27 protein-coding genes and 1 pseudogene are annotated in these 24,647 nt (G+C 63.8%); 14 read left to right on the top strand and 14 right to left on the bottom strand.

Features of this window, described 5'->3' with window-relative positions; translation table 11 throughout:
* The first annotated feature begins 119 nt into the window (after positions 1-119).
* From EJ075_RS19330 to EJ075_RS19320, 3 genes are all read left to right on the top strand, one after another.
* Entirely contained in the window at positions 120-1,487 is a 1,368-nt protein-coding gene (locus tag EJ075_RS19330) for an Nramp family divalent metal transporter (protein WP_126105345.1), read from the top strand.
* Between the two features lie 60 nt (positions 1,488-1,547).
* Positions 1,548-2,381, top strand: coding sequence for a protein-L-isoaspartate O-methyltransferase (locus EJ075_RS19325; protein WP_126105344.1), 834 nt, complete (start codon positions 1,548-1,550; stop codon positions 2,379-2,381).
* A gap of 110 nt (positions 2,382-2,491) precedes the next feature.
* The gene (locus EJ075_RS19320) at positions 2,492-3,145 is read left to right on the top strand and encodes a dihydrofolate reductase family protein (protein WP_126105343.1); all 654 of its coding nucleotides are present in this window, start codon (positions 2,492-2,494) and stop codon (positions 3,143-3,145) included.
* 67 nt (positions 3,146-3,212) lie between these two features.
* Here the strand turns inward: EJ075_RS19320 and EJ075_RS19315 are convergent, their stop codons facing one another.
* The gene (locus EJ075_RS19315; RefSeq protein WP_126107377.1) at positions 3,213-4,082 is read right to left on the bottom strand and encodes a LysR substrate-binding domain-containing protein; all 870 of its coding nucleotides are present in this window, start codon (positions 4,080-4,082) and stop codon (positions 3,213-3,215) included.
* A 98-nt stretch (positions 4,083-4,180) separates the two neighbouring features.
* Here EJ075_RS19315 and EJ075_RS19310 point away from each other — a divergent pair, with 98 nt between their 5' ends.
* Positions 4,181-4,780, top strand: coding sequence for a LysE family translocator (locus tag EJ075_RS19310; protein ID WP_126105342.1), 600 nt, complete (start codon positions 4,181-4,183; stop codon positions 4,778-4,780).
* Between the two features lie 77 nt (positions 4,781-4,857).
* On the opposite strand, the gene EJ075_RS19305 is transcribed toward EJ075_RS19310, so the two are convergent.
* Positions 4,858-5,652 (bottom strand): SDR family oxidoreductase, encoded by a 795-nt coding sequence (locus EJ075_RS19305; protein WP_126105341.1) that lies wholly within the window; start codon positions 5,650-5,652, stop codon positions 4,858-4,860.
* A 217-nt stretch (positions 5,653-5,869) separates the two neighbouring features.
* On the opposite strand from EJ075_RS19305, the gene EJ075_RS19300 reads away from it, so the two are divergent.
* A complete protein-coding gene (locus EJ075_RS19300) occupies positions 5,870-6,334 on the top strand; it encodes a MarR family winged helix-turn-helix transcriptional regulator (RefSeq protein ID WP_126105340.1) in 465 nt (154 codons plus the stop codon).
* Between the two features lie 40 nt (positions 6,335-6,374).
* On the opposite strand, the gene EJ075_RS19295 is transcribed toward EJ075_RS19300, so the two are convergent.
* Positions 6,375-7,553, bottom strand: coding sequence for an MFS transporter (locus tag EJ075_RS19295; protein ID WP_126105339.1), 1,179 nt, complete (start codon positions 7,551-7,553; stop codon positions 6,375-6,377).
* A 193-nt stretch (positions 7,554-7,746) separates the two neighbouring features.
* Between EJ075_RS19295 and EJ075_RS19290 the strand changes: the two genes are divergently transcribed.
* The 4 genes from EJ075_RS19290 (at position 7,747) to carB (ending at position 13,951) form a co-directional block, all read left to right on the top strand.
* Entirely contained in the window at positions 7,747-8,103 is a 357-nt protein-coding gene (locus EJ075_RS19290) for a helix-turn-helix transcriptional regulator (RefSeq protein WP_126105338.1), read from the top strand.
* A gap of 102 nt (positions 8,104-8,205) precedes the next feature.
* Positions 8,206-8,964: a metallophosphoesterase family protein gene (locus tag EJ075_RS19285; protein ID WP_126105337.1), complete on the top strand. Its 759-nt coding sequence runs from the start codon at positions 8,206-8,208 to the stop codon at positions 8,962-8,964.
* A gap of 190 nt (positions 8,965-9,154) precedes the next feature.
* The gene (locus EJ075_RS19280; protein WP_348627331.1) at positions 9,155-10,081 is read left to right on the top strand and encodes an SH3 domain-containing protein; all 927 of its coding nucleotides are present in this window, start codon (positions 9,155-9,157) and stop codon (positions 10,079-10,081) included.
* 372 nt (positions 10,082-10,453) lie between these two features.
* On the top strand, positions 10,454-13,951 hold the full coding sequence (gene carB / locus EJ075_RS19275) for a carbamoyl-phosphate synthase large subunit (protein ID WP_126105336.1): 3,498 nt from the start codon (positions 10,454-10,456) through the stop codon (positions 13,949-13,951).
* A 190-nt stretch (positions 13,952-14,141) separates the two neighbouring features.
* Here carB and EJ075_RS19270 read toward each other — a convergent pair whose 3' ends face one another.
* Together EJ075_RS19270 and EJ075_RS19265 are read right to left on the bottom strand one after the other, a co-directional pair.
* On the bottom strand, positions 14,142-14,606 hold the full coding sequence (locus tag EJ075_RS19270; RefSeq protein WP_126105335.1) for a DUF6644 family protein: 465 nt from the start codon (positions 14,604-14,606) through the stop codon (positions 14,142-14,144).
* Positions 14,607-14,996 (bottom strand): DUF6152 family protein, encoded by a 390-nt coding sequence (locus tag EJ075_RS19265; protein WP_095488914.1) that lies wholly within the window; start codon positions 14,994-14,996, stop codon positions 14,607-14,609.
* A gap of 421 nt (positions 14,997-15,417) precedes the next feature.
* On the opposite strand from EJ075_RS19265, the gene EJ075_RS19260 reads away from it, so the two are divergent.
* Entirely contained in the window at positions 15,418-15,738 is a 321-nt protein-coding gene (locus tag EJ075_RS19260; RefSeq protein ID WP_126105334.1) for a DUF1476 domain-containing protein, read from the top strand.
* A gap of 96 nt (positions 15,739-15,834) precedes the next feature.
* Here EJ075_RS19260 and EJ075_RS19255 read toward each other — a convergent pair whose 3' ends face one another.
* The 3 genes from EJ075_RS19255 to EJ075_RS19245 form a co-directional block, all read right to left on the bottom strand.
* On the bottom strand, positions 15,835-16,386 hold the full coding sequence (locus EJ075_RS19255; RefSeq protein WP_126105333.1) for a DUF4142 domain-containing protein: 552 nt from the start codon (positions 16,384-16,386) through the stop codon (positions 15,835-15,837).
* A 288-nt stretch (positions 16,387-16,674) separates the two neighbouring features.
* Positions 16,675-17,418 (bottom strand): DUF899 family protein, encoded by a 744-nt coding sequence (locus EJ075_RS19250; RefSeq protein ID WP_126105332.1) that lies wholly within the window; start codon positions 17,416-17,418, stop codon positions 16,675-16,677.
* Between the two features lie 140 nt (positions 17,419-17,558).
* Positions 17,559-17,999: a lysozyme inhibitor LprI family protein gene (locus EJ075_RS19245; RefSeq protein ID WP_126105331.1), complete on the bottom strand. Its 441-nt coding sequence runs from the start codon at positions 17,997-17,999 to the stop codon at positions 17,559-17,561.
* 199 nt (positions 18,000-18,198) lie between these two features.
* Here EJ075_RS19245 and EJ075_RS19240 point away from each other — a divergent pair, with 199 nt between their 5' ends.
* Complete coding sequence (locus EJ075_RS19240) at positions 18,199-18,543, top strand: hypothetical protein (protein ID WP_126105330.1); 345 nt, start codon at positions 18,199-18,201, stop codon at positions 18,541-18,543.
* A gap of 30 nt (positions 18,544-18,573) precedes the next feature.
* On the opposite strand, the gene EJ075_RS19235 is transcribed toward EJ075_RS19240, so the two are convergent.
* Positions 18,574-19,062, bottom strand: coding sequence for a GNAT family N-acetyltransferase (locus EJ075_RS19235; protein ID WP_126105329.1), 489 nt, complete (start codon positions 19,060-19,062; stop codon positions 18,574-18,576).
* Positions 19,063-19,067: 5 nt separating this feature from the next.
* The gene (locus EJ075_RS19230; protein ID WP_126105328.1) at positions 19,068-19,919 is read right to left on the bottom strand and encodes a lytic transglycosylase domain-containing protein; all 852 of its coding nucleotides are present in this window, start codon (positions 19,917-19,919) and stop codon (positions 19,068-19,070) included.
* Positions 19,920-20,099: 180 nt separating this feature from the next.
* Here EJ075_RS19230 and EJ075_RS19225 point away from each other — a divergent pair, with 180 nt between their 5' ends.
* The gene (locus tag EJ075_RS19225) at positions 20,100-20,669 is read left to right on the top strand and encodes a methylated-DNA--[protein]-cysteine S-methyltransferase (RefSeq protein WP_126105327.1); all 570 of its coding nucleotides are present in this window, start codon (positions 20,100-20,102) and stop codon (positions 20,667-20,669) included.
* 4 nt (positions 20,670-20,673) lie between these two features.
* On the opposite strand, the gene EJ075_RS19220 is transcribed toward EJ075_RS19225, so the two are convergent.
* Entirely contained in the window at positions 20,674-21,000 is a 327-nt protein-coding gene (locus EJ075_RS19220) for a hypothetical protein (RefSeq protein ID WP_126105326.1), read from the bottom strand.
* Positions 21,001-21,332: 332 nt separating this feature from the next.
* Between EJ075_RS19220 and EJ075_RS19215 the strand changes: the two genes are divergently transcribed.
* Complete coding sequence (locus tag EJ075_RS19215) at positions 21,333-21,545, top strand: cold-shock protein (protein WP_023678332.1); 213 nt, start codon at positions 21,333-21,335, stop codon at positions 21,543-21,545.
* A gap of 281 nt (positions 21,546-21,826) precedes the next feature.
* Positions 21,827-22,026 (top strand): annotated as a pseudogene (locus tag EJ075_RS33760) (hypothetical protein).
* Between the two features lie 133 nt (positions 22,027-22,159).
* On the opposite strand, the gene EJ075_RS19205 reads toward EJ075_RS33760, so the two are convergent.
* The 3 genes from EJ075_RS19205 to EJ075_RS19195 form a co-directional block, all read right to left on the bottom strand.
* Positions 22,160-22,771 (bottom strand): glutathione S-transferase family protein, encoded by a 612-nt coding sequence (locus tag EJ075_RS19205; protein WP_126105325.1) that lies wholly within the window; start codon positions 22,769-22,771, stop codon positions 22,160-22,162.
* A gap of 103 nt (positions 22,772-22,874) precedes the next feature.
* On the bottom strand, positions 22,875-23,729 hold the full coding sequence (locus EJ075_RS19200; RefSeq protein ID WP_126105324.1) for an EAL domain-containing protein: 855 nt from the start codon (positions 23,727-23,729) through the stop codon (positions 22,875-22,877).
* A complete protein-coding gene (locus tag EJ075_RS19195; protein WP_126105323.1) occupies positions 23,726-24,619 on the bottom strand; it encodes an EAL domain-containing protein in 894 nt (297 codons plus the stop codon). The genes EJ075_RS19200 and EJ075_RS19195 overlap by 4 nt, the downstream gene beginning before the upstream one ends.
* Positions 24,620-24,647: the final 28 nt, after the last annotated feature.

Genomic DNA, 24,647 nt, shown 5'->3' with positions numbered 1-24,647 from the left:
CGCTTCGCCAGCAGGGGGCACTATTCAAAAGCATAAACAATGAAACATAGCATATTGCATAATGTTCAGCCCTGACATAGATAGGATGGCAACGTAGCCGATCCAGCGGAAATCCCCCCATGTCAGAAGCCGAAGCCGGAACAGCATCCCGAACCATGTGGCGATTTGCCCGGCCGGAAGAGGACGAGCAGCCAAGCCTGCGCGAGGTCAACGCCTCGATCGCGGTACCGCAGTCCGGCGTTTGGTTCCGCAGGCTGTTCGCCTTCATGGGGCCGGGCTACATGGTTTCGGTCGGCTACATGGACCCCGGCAACTGGGCTACCGACCTCGCCGGCGGCGCCCAGTTCGGCTACACCCTGCTCTTCATCATCATGTTGTCGAACCTCATGGCGATCCTGCTGCAGGCGCTCGCCGCCAGGCTCGGCATCGCCACCGGGCGTGACCTCGCCCAGGCCTGCCGTGCCTATTATCCGCGGCCGGTCAATTTCATGCTGTGGATCGCCTGCGAGCTGGCGATCATCGCCTGCGATCTGGCCGAAGTCATCGGCACGGCGATCGCTCTGCAGCTGCTGTTCGGCATTCCGCTGATCGGCGGCGCCGTCTTGACCGCCCTCGACGCTTTCCTCGTTCTGCTGCTGATGAACAGGGGCTTCCGTTACCTCGAGGCCTTCATCGTTGCGCTTTTGATCATCATCTTCGGTTGCTTCGCCATCCAGATCTTCGCCGCCGCTCCCCCGGTCGGCTCGATCCTGCATTCCATGTTCGTGCCGTCGTCGGAGATCGTCACCAACCCGGCGATGCTCTACATCGCCATCGGCATCATCGGTGCCACCGTAATGCCGCATAATCTCTATCTGCACTCCTCGATCGTGCAGACCCGCGCCTATGAACGCACCGAAGCCGGCAAGCGCGATGCCATCAAATGGGCAACGATGGACTCGACCATCGCCTTGATATTGGCGCTGTTCGTCAACGCCTCCATCCTGATCGTCTCGGCGGTGGCTTTCCATGGCACCGGCCATCACGACGTCGCCGAGATCGGCCAGGCCTTCGAGCTTCTCTCGCCGCTGCTCGGCCTCGGCATCGCTTCGATCCTGTTTGCCGTGGCGCTGCTTGCCTCCGGCCTGAATTCCACGGTGACGGCGACGCTCGCCGGCCAGATCGTGATGGAGGGCTTCCTGCGCCTGCGCATCCCGCAATGGGCGCGACGCCTGCTGACGCGCGGCATCGCCATCGTCCCGGTGGTGGTCGTCACCGCGCTCTATGGCGAGAAGGGAACCGGCCAGCTCCTCGTCTTCAGCCAGGTGATCCTGTCGATGCAATTGCCCTTCGCGGTGATCCCACTCGTGCAGTTCGTGTCGGACAAAAAGAAGATGGGCAATCTTGCCATTCCGCGGGGCGTCGCCGCGCTTGCATGGGTGGTCGCCGCTCTCATCCTGGTGCTCAACTTCAAGCTGCTCTACGACACCGTCGCCGGCATTGGCTGAAAGTTTCTCTCAGCCAGGACGGACGCGACAAATCGTCAATCCGCGCTATCTTGCCAGGCCATGACGCGGATTGCCGAAGCCCGAAAATTCTACGCGCGACTGATGGCTGCCAATGCAGGTTCGGCCGATCCGCGTCTCGAAGGCGTGTTCGCCGCGGTCCCGCGCGAAGCCTTTCTCGGCCCTGGGCCGTGGACGGTCGTCGCCGGCAACGGCAAGGTCGAAACGCCGAGCGCCGATCCCGTACACATCTATCAGAACGTGCTGGTAGCGCTTGACGCCGATAAGGGCATCAACAATGGCGAGCCGTTTCTGCACGCCATTTGGATCGGCAAGGTGGCGCCAAAACCCGGCGAGATCGTGACCCATGTCGGCGCAGGCACCGGCTATTACACAGCTCTGCTGGCCCAGTTGATTTCGCCGGGCGGCGCAGTCATAGCCTTCGAACTGGAACCCAGTCTCGCCGACCGCGCGATAAAGAATCTCGAAGCTTATGACGGGGTGACCGTCATCCATGGCGATGCGGTCATAAGCGGCCTGCCACCGTCCGACATCATCTACGTCAATGCCGGCGTCGCGGCACCACCGGCCAAGTGGCTGAAGGCGCTAAAACCCGGCGGCCGCATGATCTTTCCGTGGCGTCCGTCCGAGCGCGTTGGCCTCGCTGTGATGGTGACCCGCACTGAACAGGGTCTTGCCTGCGATCCGTTCATGCGGTCATGGTTCATCCCTTGCATCGGCGCCTCGCTCGCAAGTTCCGCGACGAAAATCCCCAATCGCGAAAAGGCGGCGCGCAGCCGCTCGATCTGGCTGACGGCCGACAAGGCACCGGACCACACCGCCACTGCCGTCATCGGCGACGTCTGGTTCTCGTCGCGGAGCACTGGGCCTTCGTGAAACCGGAATGCCGGAAATTTTTCAGGCTCCTGTCGGACAGACGTCTGCTCGCACGTCCTTTGGCCGAACTCCGGCCCCGACGGCACGGATGATGAAAAAGGGAGAATCCAATGAGGAAGATCATCACTGCGACATTCGTCAGCCTCGACGGCGTCATGCAGGCGCCTGGCGGGCCGGAAGAAGACCCGGTCGGCGGCTTCGAATTCGGTGGCTGGACGTTCCATTACTGGGACGACGTCGGAGGCGCCTTTATTGGTGAGACCTTCGCAAAACCCTTCGCGCTGCTCCTCGGCCGCAAGACCTACGACATCTTCGCCGCGCATTGGCCGTACCAGAAGAGCGGTCCGATCGCCGACAGCTTCAACGCCGCCACCAAATATGTGGCAACGCACCGGCCCGATACGCTGTCGTGGCAAAACAGCCAGTGGCTCGGCGACGACGTCGTGGCCGCACTGCGCCAGCTCAAGCAGGAGGACGGCCCGGACCTGCTCATCCAGGGATCGAGCGAACTCATCCAGACCTTGCTCGCCAATGACTTGATCGACCAGATCAGCCTGCTGACCTTCCCGCTGGTGCTTGGCAAGGGTAAGCGGTTGTTCGGCAGCGGCGCAATTCCGGCGGCCTTCAAGCTGAGCCGCTCACAGGTATCGACCACCGGCGTCATCATGGCGACCTATGAACGTGGCGGTGAGATCAAGACCGGGTCTTTCGCCCAGGAACAGCCGTCCGAAGCCGAGATCGAGAGACGCCGAACCTGGAAATAGACGACCGCGCGCTGCGTTAACAACAAGGGGATGACCGACATCGGCCGTCCCTTTGCCATTTTGCCGATCACGCCGCCTGTTGCCGCCGCGCCAGCCCGTCGCGGATGCACGCGGCAAACTCCCGCGCCGCCGGCCCGACACCATGCTTCGGCAGATGCAAATTGATCGAGAAATTCGGCAAGGCCGGCAGCTCCGGATCGGCGGCCAGGATGTCGAGATCGCCCGGCACGGTGGAGGCCAGCCAGGTCGTGACGGCCAGGTCCGAACGCACAGTCGCCGTCGTCGCGTCGAGGTTGCCGTTCTCGAACACGGTCCGCCATTCCAGCCCATGCTCGTTGAGCGCCGCCAGCACCGCCGGGCGGAAGGCGCAGGTGTCGGCCACCATCGAAACCGGCAAAGGCCGCTTGCGGCGGGCTATGCCGCCTTTGGCGCCAACCCAGACCAGCCGGTCGATGACGAGACATTCGCCGGCTGACGGACCGACCGGTTCCTCGATCACGGCAAGGTCTATCGTGCCAGTCGCCAATGCCGCCGAAAGCTCCGGCGACGAGGCGCAGACCAGCGAAATCTCGACCTGCGGATAGGTCTCGGCATAGGTCTTCAGCACCGGCGCAAGCATGGTGCCGACAAGATCGTACGGCACGCCGAGCCGCACCTCACCAGCGACCGCGCTGGTCGCCATCTCGGCCCAGATCTCGTCGTTCAGGGAGAGCAGGCGCTTGCCCTTGCCGAACAGTCGTTCCCCGGAACGGGTCAGTCTCAGCCCGCGCCGGTCGCGCTCGAACAGGCTGCAGCCGAGAACCTCCTCCAGCCGCTTGATCTGCTGGCTGACGGCGCCCTGCGTCAGATGCAGCGCGTTCGCAGCCGCCGTCATGCTGGCCTTGTCGGCGACGGTGACGAAGGTCCTGACCAAGGCCGTGTCGAGATTGCGGATCATGGTTTGCATTATATTCTCTAATGCCAACCATAGCAAACATTGCATTTACTGATGCATAACAATGCTTAGCATGCTGGATTCTCAACAGAGGAAACAGCATGTTTGAGGCCATCCTTCCGCTCGTCCTGTTTGCGCTGGTCTCGACCTCCACGCCCGGCATGGCCACGACCTTGTCGACAGCGTCGGGGGCGCAGTTCGGCTTTCGCCGCTCGGTTCCGCTGATGGCCGGAAGTGCTGCCGGCCTGGCCACGGTGGCCGCGGCAGGTGCGGCCGGGCTCGCCGGCCTGCTGGCGGCGGCTCCGTCCCTGCAGCTGGCGATGAAGATAGCCGGATCGCTCTATCTGATCTGGCTCGCCGTCAAGATCGGCCGCAGCGGTCCACCCAATCTGGACGTGACCATGGCAAAGCCGAACAGCTTTTTCGGTGGCGCCGGCCTGCAATGGATGAACCCCAAGGGCTGGGCGATGGGATTGGGGGCGGCGGCATCTTTTGCCGCGCTCGCCAATGGACCGCTGCAGCTTGCCCTGCTACTCGGCGCGGTCTTCGGCCTGGCAGCGGCGCTGTCACTGTCGGCGTGGTGCGTGGCCGGCGCGCTGCTCGCCCGGTTGCTCAGAACCGAGCGGCAGTGGCGAATGCTCAACATCATGCTCGGCCTGCTGCTCGCCGCCTCGATCATCCCGATGTGGCGAACAGCCTAAACGCCTGAGTTCCTCTCCCCACCTCCGTGGGGGCGAGGAACCCAAATTTTGCGAGGGCGCCTATCCCTCCTCGGCTCTCAAGCCGCGTAGCGTGCCGCCGGTTTGTCAGCATGCAAGCTGCCATAGAAGGCTTGCCGAGCGCCAAGGAAGATGTCCAGCTTGGCCGCATCGGCAAGCGCCGGTGCGGTGACGGCTTCACCCCTGGCAAGGCCGACGAGTGCTGCATCCACCAGATCGTCGGCCGTCATGATGATCTCCTTCGGGAGGCTGTCGATATCGCTGCCCGCAAGTTCCCAGAACTCGGTTCGCGTGGCCCCTGGCAGCACCACCTGCGCCTTCACCCCGGTGCCGGTGACTTCGCGCTGCAAGGCTTCGGTGAAGTTGACGACATAGGCCTTGGTGCCGCTGTAGATACCGCCGAACGAGGTGTCGAAGGCCAGCACCGAGGCGATGTTGACGATGGCGCCGCGGTTGCGCGACAGCAGTCCCGGCAGCACCGCGCGCGTCAGCCGGGTCAGCGCCACGACATTGACCTTGATCATCCGCTCGGCCACGTCGGCGTCGGCCGTTGCCACGAGTTGCGCACCGCCAAGGCCGGCATTATTGACCAGTAGCGTCACGCTGTCGTCGGCCGATATCACCTGCTCGACGCGGCGCACATCGTTGTCGTCGGCAAGATCGGCGCTGATCACGCCGACCTTGCGGCCGTATTCGGCGCGCAGCTTGCCGGCCAGTTCCTCCAGCCGCTCGGCGCGCCGCGCCACCAGCACCAGATCATAGCCCTGCCCCGCCAACCGGTCCGCATAAACAGCGCCGATGCCCGACGAGGCGCCGGTGACAACCGCCGTGCCCTTGTTGTTCTGTCCACTCATTGTCCTGTTCCTTTTTTCGGTTGATCTGCTTCGCTTCGAACCGGTGCAGGCACTGTGGGGACCGCCCTCGCCTTGCCGGCAAAGCCGTGCGATTCAATTAGTGGCGTATGCCACTTTCTGCGAAGTAGGTATATGCCACTATCTTGTCAATGATTGACGCGGGGATTATTTGTGAGGCAGCGAACGGACATCATGTTGCCGTCGCCAAGGACCCATCATGTCGAAAGACGCCCTTCCCGGCCTGACCCTTTGCAACAACGCCGTGCTGCGCCGCGCGACGCGCAAGCTTGGTCAGTTCTACGACGATGTGGTCGCCCCGTCGGGCCTGAAGGCCACTCAGCAAGGCCTGCTCTACCAGATCCATATCGGCGACGAGCCGGCCATGGGCGCCATTGCCGCGGCCCTCGTCATGGACCTGTCGGCGCTCGGCCATACGCTGAAGCCGCTAATCCGCGACGGTTATGTCGAGACTTTCACTGATCCGGATGACCGCCGCATCAAGCGCGTGCGGCTGACGCCTCAGGGCCTGATCAAGCTCGAAGAGGCCATGAAGCTGTGGCGCGTCGCCCAGCAGCGTTTTGAGGACATGGTCGGCAAGGAGCAGGCGGCAATGTTGCGCGCGGCGCTGGACGACATCGCCGCGCTGGATTTCGGTATACCGCCGGCAGCGCAATCAGCCTAAGGCCGCATTCGCTAGGAGTCTGCAAGCAGATTCCCAGACTTTATTCCGCCGGCATGGCCACCGCCCGGGCGGCACGGTGGCCGGCCAGCATGACGCCAAGACCCAGGATCGGGAACACTGCTGCGACCAGGCCGAGATCGACCGGCGCGCCATAGCGCAGCACCGCGCCGCCGACCACGGCGCCCAGCGCCACGCCGAGATAGAGCGCCGAGCCGTTGAGCGACAGCACGATGGGTGCTGCGTCGGGCGCCAGCCTGATGATGCGGCTCGCCTGCGCCGGCGGGAACGCCCAGCCGACGATACCCCACGGCACCATCATCGCCATCAGCGCCGGCCCGGCAATGCTGTGCGGCAGGAATGCCGGGATGACCGAAAGCATGACCAGCATGACCGCGCTCAGCGCCAGCGACCAGCTGACGGTGCGCGTCGCGCCGAAGCGGTCGGCCGCCTGCCCGCCGGCAATGTTGCCGATGACGGCGCCGACACCGAAGGCAAGCAGCATGCCGGACAGCGCGATCGGGCTCAAGCCCCCGCCTTCGATGGCTAGCGGCGCGACAAAGGCAAAGACCGTGAAGGCGCCGGTGAGCGCCAAGAGCGTGGTCAGCAGGATCGATGGCACGCCGGGGCGAAGGGTTGCGGCCAGCCGCTGCCTGAGCGGCAGCTTGGTGCCGACGATGCCGCGCGGCAGCCGGTACCACAGGATGGCGCCGGCCAGGGCGCCGAGCCCGGCGATGGCAAAGAACGTGCCGCGCCAGCCGGCAACTGTCGCGACAAGCGCGCCGAGCGGCGCGCCGACCGCCACCGCCACCGTGGTGCCGCCGACGACGACGGCAATGGCGCGGGCGCGGTGATGATCATCGACAAGCGCCACGGCCGTCCCTTGCGCCGTTGCCGCGAACAGGCCGGACGACAACGCCATGACGATGCGCGCGATCAGCAGTAATTCGAACGACGAACTCAGCGCCGCCGCCAGATTGCCCAGCACGAAAAACACCAGCGTCCACAAGATGACGCGCCGCCGGTCCCATTCGCCGGTGAGCGTCGCCAGGATCGGCGTGCCGAGCGCATAGGCGAGCGCGAAGGCGGTGATCAGCGTCCCGGCGAGTGGAACGGAGATGGCGGCATCGGCTGCGATGTCCGGCAACAGGCTTGAGATGACGAAGCCTTCGGTCGCGATCGTGAATGATCCGAGCGCAAGCCAGATGAGGCGCTTGTCCATAGCAACAATCCTTAGTTCAAAAGTTATTGAACAATTGAACATAACAGGGCATGATGTCAATGAGTTCTCGCATACTAATCGAAGCCTGCTGACAGCCCGATGTCAGGACAGGCATGAATGGCGTCAAAAACCGCCTAGCCCGCCAAGGAGGAGACGCGTTGAAATCAACCCCGATTGCGCTTAATTCCTGGGCATGACTTTGCCCCATCCCACCGCCGACCAGATCAGCCTGCCGAACGTGCTTGCCGTGCTCGGCGATCCCACGCGGCTGGCCATCGTGCGCTATCTCGCCAGCAAGGAAGGCGTGCCGCTGAACTGCAGCCAATTCCTCGATCTCGGCTCGAAGACCAATCTGAGCTATCATTTGGCCAAGCTGCGGGAGGCCGGCGTTACCCGCGCCGAGGTGGTCGGCACCAGCCGGCTGATTACACTGCGCCGCGACGACCTCGATGCCCGTTTTCCGGGCCTGCTCGACAGCGTCATTGCGGCTACCGTCAACGATACGGCGCTGCCCGCAGTCGGCGCCAACGAGACCAAAATCCAAGCATAGCCGTCTCCCGGCACCCGCCAGTACCGAGCACAACTCGCCAGGATTGGTTGGTGTCGTGGCAGTCCTCCTGCTATGCCGTGCTTCGACCCAACGGAGTTTCCCATGCGCATTGCCGTCCTCGCCGATATCCACGGCAACGTCCTCGCCCTGGACGCAGTGCTCGACGATCTGCGGCAACGCGGCGGCGCCGACCTCGTCGTCAATCTCGGCGATTGCGTCTCCGGCCCGCTCTGGCCGCGCGAAACCATGGAGCGGCTAGAAGCGCTCGCCCTGCCGACGGTGCGCGGCAATCACGATCGCCGCGTCGCCCGCGACACCGCCGATGAAACCATGTGGCCGTCCGACCGCTACGCGCAGGAACGGCTGACATCGGCGCAGCGCGAGGCGCTGTTCGCCTTGCCCCTCACGCTGGAGATCACCCCTGGCGTGATCGCCTTCCATGCCCGGCCCGACCATGACGAAAAATATCTTACCGATACGATAGCCGATGGCCGGCTGGTGCGCGCACCGATGGCCGCCATCAAGCGACGGCTGACCGCGCTCGATCCCGCTTGCCGCATCGTGCTGTGCGGCCACAGCCACCGCAGCGAACTGATCCGTATCCCCGACGGCCCGGTCGTCTTCAATCCGGGCAGCGTCGGCTGTCCCGCTTATGGCGACGACACCCCGCCGGCGCATGTTTCCGAGCAAGGCTCCCCGCACGCACGCTACGGCATCGTAGAACTGGGCGAGCCGGGCCGCCCCGACCGCTTCGAGGCCATCGCCGTTGACTATGATCACGAGGCGGCGGCGCGGCAGGCCGAACAGGCGGGACGGCCGGAATGGGCCCACGCGCTACGCACCGGATTTATGCCAGGCTGAACGCGGAACGCGTTCATGCCTCAGGCTGAGCGAGGCACGAGCTCATGCCCGGCTGAACCGTCTTCATGCCAGGGTCGCATTTTCGGGCTTACATAGCGCCATGTCGTCCCTTATAAAATCGAGCTGGCGTCCGGTGGCGTTTCCGTACCTGGCCGCGCCTTCGGTAATGCATCTATCGCCCACGGCCAAAATGATGAGGCGCACAGTTACGCTCCGAACGACGCTGTACGCGCTGATTGCCGCCTCTCTCCTGCCGGCGGCGCTGCCGGCCACGGCCGAGGAGGCGCCGGTCGTTTCCATCGTGACCGACCTCGCTCCAGGCGATCTCCTAAACGTCCGCGCCACGGCATCGGCGATGGGCAAGATCAAGGCTCGACTGCCGAATGGTACGAGCGTGAACAATCTCGGCTGCAACGACGTCAATGGTTACCGCTGGTGCAAGGTCGCCGAAATCGACAACCCGCAACTAACCGGATGGGCTCCCGCGCGCTACCTGAACCCCGAGAATCCTGCGGCCGTTGCGGATGCCGATACCGAAACGGCCGGCGAAGGCACGGCCCCTGCATCCGAGGCCTCGAACCCGGCAACTGCAGATCAGCCGCTGCCAGACCTGACAGCGCGCCTGGGCGCGGCCGGTCAGGAAACCACGATGACGGCGGCTGAGGCAATCGGCAGGGCCGCCATAGAGGATGCCTTGGCGCTCGCTGCCAGCGGAAATCCTTCGACGGGGGAGATGCAGGTGTCCGCAGCGGCGGAGCCCGTCCAGAGCCGCGCCGCCAATACGGCGCCTCCGGCCGACGCCCAAACCGTTGCGCGGCTGCAGCCGCCAGGGCCGCCAGTCCCTGGTGCCCGCAACGAGATTCCTTGCGCGCGCTATGTCGGCCAGCCGATGACCAGATGCGGAGCCAATGTCGAGCGGCTGGCCGACGGCAAAGCCAATGTGACGGTGACCTGGCCCGACGGCGGCACGCGCGTCATCAGCTTCGCCTCCGGCCTGCCGACCAGTTCCGATGCATCAGGCGAATTCCGCTACACCCGCGAGGGCAGCCTGAACCTGATCCGTGTCGGCGTCTCCGAACGCTTCGAGATTCCTGATGCTTTGGCGACCGGAGGCTAGGCAGATTCGAAACGCTGGAGGGACAGCGCCCCCCTCTGTCCTGCCGGACATCTCCCCCACGAGGGGGGAGATTGGCTGTTTCGCCGACAGCGCCTCTTTTTCGAGGTTGGCTGTTGGCGAAATCAAAGATGAGGCCGATCTCCCCCCGTGTGGGGGAGATGTCCGGCAGGACAGAGGGGGGCGCGAAGGAATGAGGCACTTGTTTGCTCGGTTGGAGCAAGCCGCGCTTAAACCCGCATTTTAGGGGGTTACATCAGGCAAAACTCTTCCCTATAAGGCCCTCCTAGCCTGATACCAGAATCGCGAGCACAACCGGCCGGGTCTTCCCGTCCGGTTTTTCGTGCAAAGCCGCCTGCCGAACGGACCCTCGATATGCCAAGACGCACCGACATCAAGTCGATCCTGATCATCGGGGCCGGCCCCATCGTCATCGGTCAGGCCTGCGAGTTCGACTATTCCGGCACCCAGGCCTGCAAGGCGCTCAAGGAAGAGGGTTTTCGCGTCATCCTGGTCAATTCCAATCCGGCCACCATCATGACCGACCCGGAGCTGGCCGACGCCACCTATATCGAGCCGATCACGCCGGAAGTGGTGGCCAAGATCATCGCCAAGGAGCGGCCCGACGCGCTGCTGCCGACCATGGGCGGCCAGACTGCGCTCAACACCGCATTGTCGCTGCGCCGCATGGGCGTGCTCGAACGCTACAATGTCGAGATGATCGGCGCCGACGCCACGGCAATAGACAAGGCCGAGGACCGCGCGCTGTTTCGCGAGGCGATGAAGAAGATCGGCCTGGAAACGCCGAAATCGATGCTGGCCAACGCCACCGACGTCAAGAACGCCGACCGCAAGACGCACGAGGCCGAACGCGCCGCGCTGAAGGCCGAGAAGCCCGAAAACCTCGACGCAGCGCTCGACGCGCTGGAAACGCGCTGGAACCTCGGCGAGGGCGACCGCAAGCAGCGCTACATCAGCCACGGCATGGCTATCGCCGCGCAGGCGCTCGACCATGTCGGCCTGCCCGCCATCATCCGCCCGTCCTTCACCATGGGCGGCACCGGCGGTGGCATCGCCTACAACCGTGCCGAATTCTACGAGATCGTCCAGTCCGGCCTCGACGCCTCGCCGACCACCGAAGTGCTGATCGAGGAGAGCGTGCTCGGCTGGAAGGAGTATGAGATGGAGGTTGTTCGCGACAAGGCCGACAACTGCATCATTGTCTGCTCGATCGAGAACATCGACCCGATGGGCGTGCACACGGGAGACTCGATCACCGTCGCCCCTGCCCTGACGCTGACCGACAAAGAGTATCAGATGATGCGCAACGCCTCGATCGCGGTGCTGCGCGAGATCGGCGTCGAGACCGGCGGCTCCAACGTGCAGTTCGCCGTCAACCCGGCCGACGGTCGCCTGGTGGTGATCGAGATGAACCCGCGCGTCTCGCGCTCGTCGGCTCTCGCCTCCAAGGCGACCGGCTTCCCCATCGCCAAGATCGCGGCAAAACTCGCCGTCGGCTACACGCTAGACGAGCTGGAGAACGACATCACCGGTGGCGCGACACCGGCCTCCTTCGAGCCGTCGATCGATTACGTCGTCACAAAAATCCCGCGCTTTGCCTTCGAGAAATTTCCCGGCGCCGAGCCGACGCTGACCACGGCAATGAAGTCGGTCGGCGAGGTCATGGCCATCGGCCGAACGTTCCAGGAATCGCTGCAGAAGGCGTTGCGTGGGCTTGAAACCGGCCTGACCGGTCTGGACGAGATCGAGATCCCCGGCATCGCGCACGGCGCGGCCAGCCACGCCGACGACCGCAACGCCATCCGCGCCGCGCTGGGCACGCCGACGCCCGACCGGCTGCGCATGGTGGCGCAGGCGATCCGCATGGGCACCTCGCTGGAAGACGTGCATGCCATGTGCAAGATCGACCCGTGGTTCCTCGAACAGATCGCCGGCATCCTGGCCATGGAGGACCGCATCCGCGAGCACGGCATTCCTGAGGACCCCGCCAATCTGCGAATGCTGAAGGCGATGGGTTTTTCGGATGCCCGCCTCGCCTCCCTGGTCAGGAAGGACGTCGAAGAGATCCAGAAGATACGCGACAAGCTCGACGTTCATCCGGTTTATAAGCGCATCGACACCTGTGCGGCCGAGTTCGCCTCGCCCACCGCCTATATGTACTCGACCTATGAGGTGCCCTTCGCCGGCGCGCTCGCCAACGAGGCGCAGGTCTCGTCGCGGAAAAAAGTCGTCATCCTCGGCGGCGGCCCGAACCGCATCGGCCAGGGCATCGAGTTCGACTATTGCTGCTGCCACGCCGCCTTTGCGCTGCGCGACGCCGGCTTCGAGGCGATCATGGTCAACTGTAACCCGGAAACCGTGTCGACCGACTACGACACGTCGGACCGGCTCTATTTCGAGCCGCTGACGCCGGAGGATGTGCTGGAGATACTACGCGCCGAACAGGCCTCAGGCGAGCTGGTCGGCGTCATCGTCCAATTCGGCGGCCAGACGCCGCTGAAGCTGGCGGATGCGCTGGAGAAGGCCGGCATTCCGATCCTCGGCACCTCGCCCGACATGATCGATCTGGCCGAAGACCGTGACCGCTTCCAGAAACTCTTGCACAAGCTCGGCCTCAGCCAGCCGAAGAACGGCATCGCCTATTCGGTCGAGCAGGCCCGCCTCGTCGCCGGCGAGCTCGGCTTCCCGCTGGTGGTGCGCCCGTCCTATGTGCTCGGCGGCCGCGCCATGCAGATCATCCACGACGAGAGCATGCTGCAATCCTACCTGCTCGACACCGTGCCCGGCCTGGTGCCGGAGGACATCAAGCAGAAATACCCCAACGACAAGACAGGCCAGATCAACACGCTGCTCGGCAAGAACCCGCTGCTGTTCGACACCTATCTCTCGGGCGCCATCGAGGTCGACGTCGATTGCCTGTGCGACGGCAAGTCGACCTTCGTCTCCGGCATCCTGGAACATATCGAAGAGGCCGGCATCCATTCGGGCGACAGCGCCTGCTCGCTGCCGGTGCACTCGCTGCCCTCGGAGCTTGTCGACGAGTTGGAGCGCCAGACGGCGGCGCTTGCCCGCGCGCTTAACGTCGGCGGCCTGATGAACGTGCAGTACGCGATCAAGGACGGCACCGTCTACGTGCTGGAGGTCAACCCGCGGGCATCGCGCACCGTGCCTTTCGTCGCCAAGACCATCGGGCGTCCGATCGCGAAGATTGCCGCCCGCATCATGGCCGGCGAGAAGCTGGAAGACGCCTTCGCCCATTACGGCGCCATGCCCGACCCCAGAAATCCCGGCCACATCGCGGTCAAGGAAGCAGTCTTCCCCTTCGCCCGCTTCCCCGGCGTCGACATATTGCTCGGCCCGGAAATGCGCTCGACCGGCGAGGTCATGGGCCTCGACCGCGACTTCGCGCTTGCCTTCGCTAAGAGCCAGTTAGGGGCGGGTGTCGATCTCCCCCGCGCGGGCACGCTGTTCGTCTCGGTGCGCGACGAGGACAAGAAGGGCATCCTGCCGGCGGTCAAGCGCCTTGCCGGCCAGGGTTTTAAAGTGCTGGCCACATCAGGCACCGCGCGCTTCCTCGCCGAAAACGGCGTCGCCGCAGAGAAAATAAACAAGGTGCTGGAAGGCCGCCCGCACATCGAGGACGCCATCCGCAACCGCCAGGTACAGATCGTCTTCAACACCACGGACGGCCAGAAGGCGGTATCGGACTCAAAGTCGCTGCGCCGCGCGACGCTGATGCAGAAAGTGCCGTATTACACGACGTTGTCTGGCGCGGCTGCGGTGGCGGAGGCGATTGCAGCGTTGAGAGCGGGGAGTTTGGAAGTCAGGCCGCTGCAGGAGTATTTTGCGTAGGCGATTAGCCAATCTCCCTCCTTGTGGGGGAGATGGCCGGCAGGCCAGAGGGGGGCGCTGTCCCGCCGACGCTGCGATCCCTATAGCACCTTGGTTCTTTCGTGCCGATCCGCCTTCCCCGAGAGGGTGAAGAGGCGTCCTTGCCCGCCCGAGATTGACCGCAAAACAGCTAACGTTGCTGTCGCTCGGCTCAGTTGAGAAACCCAATAAACCGTCCCGCGAACAGCACCGACGTCCACAGCACCAGCGAAAGCACCGCGAGGATGGTGACGGTCCCGCCGGCCGGCTCGTCACCGCCTTTTGCGCGGCGCATGAAGACGAGGAAGTTGGCGCCGGCGAGGAGGATGAGTGTCATCTTGGCGAGGAAAATCGGCATCGCCGCATACTCCCTCGCCCTGACTGAAAAGAGCAGCGATCCCGTGACAAGCGCGCCGGCGAACGCGGTAAATGCGGTGCAGCGCAGCAACGCGACGAACGCCGCCTGCGGCAGTGAGCGGAAGGCGCCGAGGACTCTGAGGTCCATGAGCCAGACGCTGGTCAGCAGCGCGCCGATCGACATGATGTGGAGCGCATTGACTATGGGGTAGGCGACGAATGAGGCCTTCAATGCCCGCACGAAGGCGAGTTGTTCGATGCCGGCGAGGAACTCGTCCATTCAAGCCGGCGGCACACGGTCGGGATAGACGTCATAAGCCTTACCGTTGACAATGACGCGGGCTGCTTTCATGCGCTTTTCGGCCTCGTCGAGCGAGCGGTGGCCGATCGCGGTCACCTCGTCGCCGATCTTGGCAACCTCCTCCGTGAAGCCGGCGGCAATGGTTCGGGACGGCGGCGCCATCTCCACCCTCCAGACCTCTCCCTCTGCGTCGACATCCAGCGTGGCGTGCGGATTGCCGATATAGATGGCCGTGATTTTGCCCCGGAGTTCGAAAAACCCGTCCTCGGTCCACGACCAGCCGTGATGGGCGTAAGCCGCGGTGCCGGCGGCAAGGATCACTGCCGCTGCCAGCGTGACGTTCCGAATCCCGTTGAAAGGTGACTGCATCGCTCGCCTCCTCGGCTCATCCCGTCAGTATTCGAGAGTAGGTCGCGGCGCGGTAACGTCAAATCACATCGGTGCGAAGGGCAGTTGGCGGAGCTGCCGATCTCCGGGGAGATGCCCGGCAGGACAGAGGGGGGTGCTGTCCCTCCGGCCTGTCAGCCCATCGCAGCCAAGCCCTCCGGCTGATTCCCGGCTGGGAATGGCTGAAGTTGGAGATCCGTCCCACCCCCCTCTGTCCTGCCGGACATCTCCCCCGCAAGGGGGGAGATCGGATGTGAGGGCGCAGCGCCAACCTGGAAGCGATTGTCCCGCGGAATGAACGGTCCGGTCTTGCTTATGACGTATATGCACGCCATGTTCGGCCCGCCGCTCTTCTTCTCCATCGGATGAAGGTCGGAGACTTAACACCTGAACGAGGCAAACCATGAGCAGTATTAGAGACCGTCAGGAAGGCTTCGAAAAGAAGTTTGCGATGGACGAGGAGACGAAGTTCAAGGCCATGGCGCGCCGTAACAAGCTGCTCGGCCTATGGGCCGCCGAAAAGCTCGGCAAGACCGGCGAGGACGCCGACGCCTATGCGAAAGAGGTGGTGCGCGCGGACTTCGAAGAGGCCGGGGACGACGACGTGTTCCGCAAGATACGCGCCGATCTCGACGCAGCCGGCGTCGCCCAGTCGGACCATCAGATTCGCAGCGCCATGGCCGAACTGTTGGTGACTGCGGTCGAGCAGATCAAAACCAGCTGAACAGCGTCAACTTAAAGCGCGTCGCGACGCGCTTTAAGTTCTTGTTTTATGCATGTCGTTATCCCAAAACCGCTGCGCACTTTTGGGCGACATGCACTAGCTGTGGGCGGCCACCAAATCCTTTATGCGCTCTTCGTGCATCCGCAGCGTCGGTAGCGTCTTCTTGGCGAATTCCTTCAGCGCCGGGTCTTCGCCTGACCGCGCATAGGTGGAAAACAGCGCCAATGCCTGCTTGTGCGCCTCGGTCTGCAGGATGATGTATTTCGCCTGGAATTCATCGCCGTCGAGGGTCTTTAGCTGGTCCAGCATCGCCTGGTCTTTCGGCAACAAAGCGGGGCCGCTCGGTGTCACCGAGGCGGTGGTCTGGCTCTGTTCGAGAGCTGCCTTGAAGTCCTCACCAGCCTTGGTGTGATCTTTGACCATCAGCGAGGCGAAATCCTTCACATCGGCGGCGACATTCTTTTGTTCGGCCAGCTTGCTGCTTTCAATCTCGAACCGGTTGGCGCTGGGGACCGTTTTGGAGAAGGTCTCGGTGTCGATCTTGGTTTCGCCGACAGCGGGTATATCGGTCGGCGTGGTGGACTGGGCGAAGGCCGCCGGCACGCCGGCAAGCAAAGCAAGCATAGCTATTGCGAGATGCGGTCTCATTGGAACCTCCGGGGTTTCATGTGTCCTCGGAGTTCCAACGCGACTCAAGCGGCGAAGTTGCGCGGAGATTGGAGCGTCCTCCCTTCTCCCCCTGTGGGAGAAGGTGGCCTCGCGCAGCGAGGTCGGATGAGGGGTGTTCCAGCTTGGCGTTACGCCCACTCACAACCGCCCATCAACGCCGAGAGGACGCACAATTGCCAACGCCTCATTTCTTCCAGCACCCCTCATCCGTCTCGGCGCTGCGCACCGATCCACCTTCTCCCACAAGGGGAGAAGGGAAGGCCCGCCTCAGTGGCAGCACGCACCGTCATACTGCAGCTGCTCGTCCCAGTTCGGCCGGCCCTCCGGCGTGAAATCCATCAGGTTCCACAAGGGCTCGCAAGTGCCGATAGCGCGCGGGTCCTGGCCGGGTTCGGACGGCGCGAAGCCAAGCTCGGAACTCCAGAAATGGCGGATGCCGTCGGCATCGCGATGGAACACCGACAGCATCGGCAACTGCGCGCCGTCGTCGGCCTCGGCGTGGTAGTCGCGCTTGAAGCTGTTGCCGGCCGAGGAGACCAGCCGCATGTTCGTCCAGCCGCGGTCGCGGCCAAGCGTGATCAGGTTTTCGAGCGCGGTCTTGCCCACCACGGCGAAATTGAAGCCGGCGGCCTCCAGATGGCCAATGGCGCCATCGAACTGGTCGAGCAGCGCCGTGCAGGACGGGCATGGCTGGTCGGCCCGCGCGAGCTTGGCCGTGCCGCCGCTTGTCGCCACATCGCGCGTCTCCTGCGGATGGCGCGGAAACATCATCGAGTAGACGATCAGCGTGTCCTTGCCAGGCGAGAACAGCTCCGACAGTTTTATGCGGGCCGGCTTGGCATCGCCGCCAAGCCCGTCGAACACATAGTCCTCAGGCACCAGCCCGCCCTTGGGCAGCGCGCGGCGGGCGACGGCCACATCCTCCATGGCGCGGCGCAGCTCGATCTCCTTCTGCAAAAGGGTTTCGCGGGCGGCGCGGTATTCCTGGGATTCGTTGGGAAAGGTGATCATCGTCATCTCCATCTGTCGGGATTTTGACGACGCGCGCCAAGGTTCCGGCAACGCGCCTTGCCTCTCAAGGACGCAGGGCGAAGGACGGTTCCGACATTTGCGCCGGTCGCGATGCGATAAAATCTGGGCTGCCGCTTCAGCTACGGCGCTGTCGGCACCGGGCAGCTCGTGTCGCCCTCCTGGCAGCTGAGATAGCCCTGGAAGTCCTTCAGCCGGTCGTTGGTGAGGCTCTCCTTGCAACCGGCGACCACCATCGGATACATGCTGCCGGCCATATCGGGCGGGCCGCCCTGGAAAGCGCATTCGGAATCGCGGAAGGCGACCCAGGCGCGCTGCGCGCCTACCAGCAGCTTCTTCGTCGCCGCATCGTCCTTCAGCCGCTCCTCGATCTGCCTGTAGGCGTGGTTGAGCTTCTTGTCGGCTTCGGTGAACGACTTGCCGGCGCATTCGTTCATGGTCGCCTGGTCCTGCGCGTTGGCGCAATCGTCGGCACGCGCCGCATTGGCAAGCAGCGGAACGGCGAGGAGCAAGGTGGCGAGGCCGGTTTTGGCCAGACCCGTTTTGGAATGCAAAAGCCGCATCGTGTTTCTCCGAATTCGAAAGCCCCCGCTGTAACAAAGCTTAACCGTGAGACGAATACAGGCAAGACGCAGCCTGTCGCCTTGGTGGACAGTTCCTTTCAGGCCGGCTCCGACGGCTGCGAAGCAATAGTGTTGCGGGGACGGGATGCATCTCACTGCATTCTTCGTTCAGGACTATAAGTCCATATCGGAAAAAACCATGCGCGAAGCCGACAATGACGAAATCGACCTGTGCTGCCCGCAGATCGTCGCAGACAATGCCGCCATGGGCCTCAGGCTGCGCGGCATATTTGGCCGCGGCGGGACCGAGATCGGCGTGGCGCGGGCCACCCAGCTCAAGAATCGACAAAAGCTTTCGCCCTCCACCGTTCGGCGCATGGTCAGCTATTTCGCTCGCCATAAGGTCGACAAAAACGGCCGCAATTCCGGCAATGAGGAGGATCCGTCGGCCGGCTATATTGCCTGGCTTTTATGGGGTGGCGACGAAGGCCGCGCCTGGGCGCTCGGCGTCAAGCAGAAGATCGGCAACGCGCCCGACATCTGAACGGCAAACAAAGCAGGTTCGTCTCGGGCTCTAGCCTTCCCAGTCGACTTCGAACATCCCCAGCCGCTCGTAGAGCCTGACGGCGGCGGCATTCTCAACCGTGTGGGTTTTGAGATCGACATGCGCAGCGTCCCGTGCGTGAAAGGCGGCGAAGACGTGCCACATCAGCGCTTCGGCGATGCCTCGGCCGCGCGCCTCGGGGTGGACGGCAAGGTCTTTCACGAACGCCCTCGTCCAGCACAGCGCCGCGCCCGCCAGCCGACCCTTGCTGTCGATGACCAGGAAACACAAAGCGGGGTCGAATTCCGCGTCGCTTGAAATGCGCGGCCACCATTCGTCGAACGGCCCATCGGCGCCATCGTCGAACACGGTGGTCAGCAGCGCATGCAAAGCGAGCGCGTCGGCGGCCTCGAAGCCGCGCATGACGAAGCCTTCCGGCCAGCGCGGTGGAGCAAGCGTGTCGTCGAGGATCTTGCGCAGCCTTATGTCGTTTGGCGCCGGCGGGCGCGGCTCAGGCATGGTGGTCAGGCATCGGGCTGCAGGCGACGCCGAGCGCGGTCGCGGCCAAGGCCGGTTTCTTCCAGCATGCCCTTGCGCTTGGCGTCGTAATAATAGCCGCTCTGGTAGAGCCGGTCGGCGCGGTTGGCGTTGCCGCCGGCCACCAGCCAGGCGCCGCGCAGGTATTTCACCGCATATTTCAGATTGGTCTCGGCGTCGAACAGCCCGCTCGCCGGCCCGACATAGCCCATGCCGCGCGCCGTCGCATGCTTGATCTGCATCAGCCCCCAATGGCCGCGATTGTAGGCTTTGGGATTGAAGGTGCTCTCGCGCTTGACGACGCGGCGCACCAGATCGACCGGCACCTCATAAAGGGCGGCATATTTCTCGATCAGTCGCTCGATCTCGCCGCGCGGTCCCGTCGCGTACTCCTTGGCAGGGCTGGTCGAAAGCAGGGCGGACGGATCTTCAGGCACGACATAGGCGGCCTGCTGCACGCCGGGCATCGTCTTGCTTGTTTCGCCAGTGACCGGCATGGCCACAGCGGCCGTCGCATGGACAGGTGGCGTGGCGTCGCCCGCCAAGGATGCAGGCGCAGTTGCGGCCAACGGGGTCGGGCCGGCGAAGGCGGCTGGCTGGGCAGGCGTCGCGGTGGCGTCGACAGCCAGCGCCGCCGTCTGGACAGGCACGACGCCGGATGATTCCGGCAGCACCGAAACCGTGTCGGGCAGCACCAGCGTAAAGCCGGCGTCAGCGCCCGCGGCGGCAGTTTCAGTCAGGGAAGGCACCGGCTTCGTCTGCGAGGTCGAGGTGCAGCCGCTGAGGCCGGCCGCAGCGAGCATCACGCCGATCGCGGGAAAGATGATTTTTGCTGGCAAGCCGCGCTCGGGTCCGGTTCTCTGTTAAGAAAATCCTTACACCAGCGCCTTTGCCCCGGCAATCCGCAGCCTGTTGTGGACTTCGGATGGTTTTCGGGTGGCAACAGCAACCTGAAAATGCGATATCTCGTTCTCGATATGTACTGGATTGCCGTCCGTTTCTTCGGAAAGGAGCACATCATGGAAAGCACCTCTCAAGCCACCGCCGGCCACGCGGTCTTCGACACCGTGATGGGCTTCATGGGCATCGCCTGGAGCGAAGCCGGACTGACAAGGCTCTGCCTGCCTCAGCGCAACCGCGACGCGGTGGAACGCCGGCTCTTGCATCATGCCGGCAGCGCCGCTTCAAGCGCCCAACCGCAATGGGTTGCCGAGCTGATCGCATCGATAAAGGCCTATGCAGCCGGCGAAGACGTCGATTTCTCCGGTGTGCCGGTCGATCTCACCGGCGTCGACGATTTCCGCCTCGCCATCTACGACGCGGCGCGCAAGCTCGCCTTCGGCGAGACCACCACCTATGGCGAACTGGCCAAGCGCGCCGGCCATGCCGGTCTGGCGCGCGAGACGGGCGCCGCACTCGGCGCCAACCCGGTGCCGCTGGTCATCCCTTGCCACCGCATTCTTGCCGCCGGCGGCAAGATCGGCGGTTTTTCCGCGCCGGGCGGCTCGACCACCAAGGAAAAGATGCTGGCGATGGAAGGCGTGCGCGTCGGCCCGCCGCCGCCCGCACAGGTCTCATTCGGCTTCTAGGGTGTTAGTTCGGAAAGATGCGCCGGCGGAAACGCCGATCAGTGTCCACCCGCTTGCATTTGTAGACGATACAGGACTTCGTGTCGGCGCTCGGCACCGACGCTCGTGCCCTGACCTCACCCATGTTGCAGAAACGCTGGCTCCGCACATAGCGGTCGTAGAGCGGCAGCCCCTGCGTGCGCGTCGACTGGTAACGCAGGATGACGGCACCTTCCCGCGCAATCGTCGCCTGCACCCCGTCGCAGCTCATGCGGGTCGGGTCATAGCGCGAGATCGCCTGCGCCTCGGCGGCCACCAGCATCAGGCAGGCGGCAAGCAGAACAGTTTTCATGGTCCTCTCCCAAAACAGGACCGGACGCTCGAAGGCGGCACGATCCTTCCCCGCAGCGTGCGCGATAAGCGATACGATCCTCCGCAACGCGCGACGTTACAAGGCTTTCACGCGATTGGGGCGGCCGTTGGGCAGCGCCGCGTCAGCGCCTTTTTTCGCGCAGTCTTGTTTTTTGCGGAGAAGCGGACTATATGAGGTCCATTGATATTTCGGCCGATCGATCCGGGCCTCGCGATATTCGCGTTTGCTGACGTCTATCTCCAAAATCTCGATACAAACCGGCTGGACTTCGGTTCGGTCAAGCTAAAGCAAACGTAATAAGGACTATCGAAATGGCAACAGGTACGGTCAAGTGGTTTAACTCCACCAAGGGTTTCGGCTTCATCCAGCCTGACAGCGGCGGCGCGGACGTTTTCGTGCACATCTCCGCAGTCGAGCGCGCTGGGCTCTCAACCCTGGTCGAAGGCCAGAAGATCAACTTCGAGATCGAGCAGGACCGCCGCACTGGCAAGTCGTCCGCTGGGTCTCTGAGCAAGGCAGCCTGATTTTGCGAATGGCGCGCGCCGGGCGACAGCTCGGGGCGCGCGGCAAGTCACGGATGTACTGACGGTCGCGCGAGAAGCGCACCGGAGCGGAAAGACCCCGACAAGCCGAAGCAGCAGATTGCTGCCGGCCCGGACCGAACGCTCCCGATCAGGCTACCAAGCATGGGAAGGCGGGATTTTGTCCCGCCTTTTTGCTGTGTGCTTTCCAGTGAACCGCTGCCTCGGCCCTATAACAGTACCCACTCGTGGTACTTTTAACCCACTTATGGTACCATTAATCTATGAGCAAGCTTGAACAGATTGAGAAATCCGTCGCCGAACTGAGCCTGAAGAGCTGAAGGCGTTTGCCGCTTGGTTCGAGGCGCTGAAAGCGGACATCTGGGATCGGCAGATCGAAGCCGACGCCAAGGCTGGCAGGCTGGATAAACTTGCCGAGCAGGCCTTGGCTGACCATCGCGCCGGCCAGACCCGCTCCCTCTGAATCACACCCACTGCGCCTCACCCAATCCGAATACGCGTCGCGGCCGAAGGCCGCAAAGCCGACCGGGCGTCGCGCCTCGTGGCGCGCCCCGTCCGGAACGAGCCGCGAAGCGGCGACGAGCGTGAGGACAGAATTAAGGCAGCCATTCCATCGGTACGTGCCCCGGATCGGCCTCGACCCGTTTTAGCCAGGCCGCCACCGCCGGATAGGCGTCGAGCTGAAAACCGCCCATCTCGGCCGTATGCGTATAGGCGTAGAGCGCGATGTCGGCGACGCTCAATGTATCACCAGCAAAGAACGCACTGCCCGCCAGATGCTTGTTCATCACGCCGAGCGCCTTGTTGCCGCGCTCCAGCGTCACCGCCAGCCGCTCCGGAGTCGCGTCCTTGGCCCGTTCGGGAAAGGTCAGCAGCGCCTTGCGCACTGCGATATAGGGCTCGTGGCTGTACTGCTCGAAGAACAGCCACTGATAGGCCAGTGCGCGCTCGTATTTGTCGGCGGGCAGGAACCGCGTGTCTTCGGCGAGATAGAGCAGGATGGCGTTGGATTCGGCAAGCCGCCTGCCGTCGTCGAGCTCGAGCAGCGGCACCATGGCGTTCGGGTTCTTGGCGACGTAGTCGGGCTTGCGCGTGTCGCCGGTATGCGAGCTCACCTCGACATTGGTGAAGGCCATGCCGAGCTTGGCCATCAGAAGGCGCGGTTTGTAGCAATTGCCGCTGTCGATCATTCCATAAAGTATGGTCATCTTTGCTCCCATCGCTCGTGCAACGACAGCCCAGGCTCTATCCCGGTGTCAACGACTTGATCCAGTGATTTGTTTTGGCGCAACCATCAGCGCCGCTGATAGATCACCCAAACAACGGCACGACGTTGTTGTCCATGCCAAGCAGCCGGTCGATGGGCAGCGGCTCCTCGTCGAAGACCGTGCCGGCCAACACCGGCCGCGCCAGATGGTAACCCTGCAAAAGGTCGACGCCGCCGTCCAGCGCGACGCGCAAACGAGTGGCATTCTCGATTCCTTCGACCAGCACCTTGGTGCCGCGGTCGTGCAGCGCGGAGACCAGCGGCCGGAAAAATCGTTCGGCGGCGGCATGGCGACAGAATTCCGCAAACCAGGTGCCGTCGATCTTGACGATGTCAGGCCGGACAAGGGCGACCCGTTCTTCCGTCGAATGCCCGGTGCCGAAATCGTCGATGGCGATGCGAATGCCGTCACGCCGCATCTCGCGCACCAGGCTGACGAGCACCTTGTCGTCGGCTGCCTGCTCGGTGATCTCGCAGACCAGCATGCCGGGGTGCAGGTCGAGCTCGGCGAGATGCCTGGTCATCAGCCTGATCTCAGCCAGCGCTCGCCCGGGGTCATCATTGATCAGCGGATTGTAGTTGAAGAACAGGTCGAGCCCGTCGACACCGATGTTGCGGAAGTTCCGGAGATGCAGCACCCGGCACATCGTCTCGACGAACAGGCGATCCGGCAGGGGCACGCCCTCGAAAAACACGGGTGGTGCGACCGACCTGCCGGCGCGGTGCGGCTCAATCAGGCCTTCGACCGCTACGGCCGTCAAAAACCTGCCGCGTGGCGCAAAAATCGGCTGGTAGGCGCTCCTCAGCCGGAACGCGCCATAGACGCCATATTCGATCCCGACCTCGTCGGCGAAGATCGCCTCGCCGACATTGCGCCGCCTGTCGTGCCGTCCGGTCATGGCGCCACCTTGCGGCCGAAAGCCCGTTTCGGCCGCAGCGAGGACGATACAGTCGCAGGCGCATCGCCGGCATTGGACACTGCCGCGGGCATCTGCCTGTCCTTGCCGAAAACGTGAAAGCTGGTCGGCGCAAGCTCCGGGCGCGCCAGCGCGAATCCCTGCACCATCGAGGCTCCCGATTTCTCGGCCAATTCAAGCTGCCAGCCCTCCTCGATGCCCTCGAACACCGTGCGGATGCCTTGCTCTTCGAAACTTGCCACCATGGCGGTCAGCAGCGCGAAGCCGGCGCCGGACTCCATCAGTTGCATGATCCAGCGTGCGTCGAACTTGACGATATCAGGCCTGAGCTCCTTGATGCGGTTGATGTCGGACTCATCGGCACCATAGTCGTCGACGGCGATGCGAAACCCATTGGCCCTGAGCGCCTCGACGAAATCGTAGAGGGTTTCCTGCGACGCCGATTTCTGCTCGGTCACCTCGCAGACGACGCGGTTCGCATCGATATCGGCCTCATGCAGCACCAGCCGCATGTCGCGCAGCGCCTTGTCGGCGATGCTGCGATCGGTGAACACGGACGGGTCGAAATTGATGAAGATGGACGCCTCTGGCGGCAGGCTGGCACCGGCGTTCAGAAGGTGCAGCGTCCTTGTCAGCGCCTCGATATGCAGGCGGTCGACCGTCGGACAGGTGTTGAAAAAACTCATCGGCGACTGCGGCTCGCCATCGCGGAACGGCCGGATCAGCCCCTCGAATGCGGTGACCGACAATTTTCCGTTGCTGAAGGCGAAGATCGGCTGGAAAGCGCTCTGCAGCGTATGGGTGCCCCAGACACCGCTGGCGGTGCCGTCGTCATGACGGACGATATGGGCAAGCCCGATGCTGCGCGACACGGTTCCTCGCTTTGCGAGACTGGCGGAA

This window comes from Mesorhizobium sp. M6A.T.Cr.TU.016.01.1.1 (genome assembly GCF_003952585.1).
GTDB classification, from domain to species: Bacteria; Pseudomonadota; Alphaproteobacteria; order Rhizobiales; family Rhizobiaceae; genus Mesorhizobium; species Mesorhizobium mediterraneum.
This window is presented reverse-complemented; position numbering and strand designations above follow the sequence as displayed.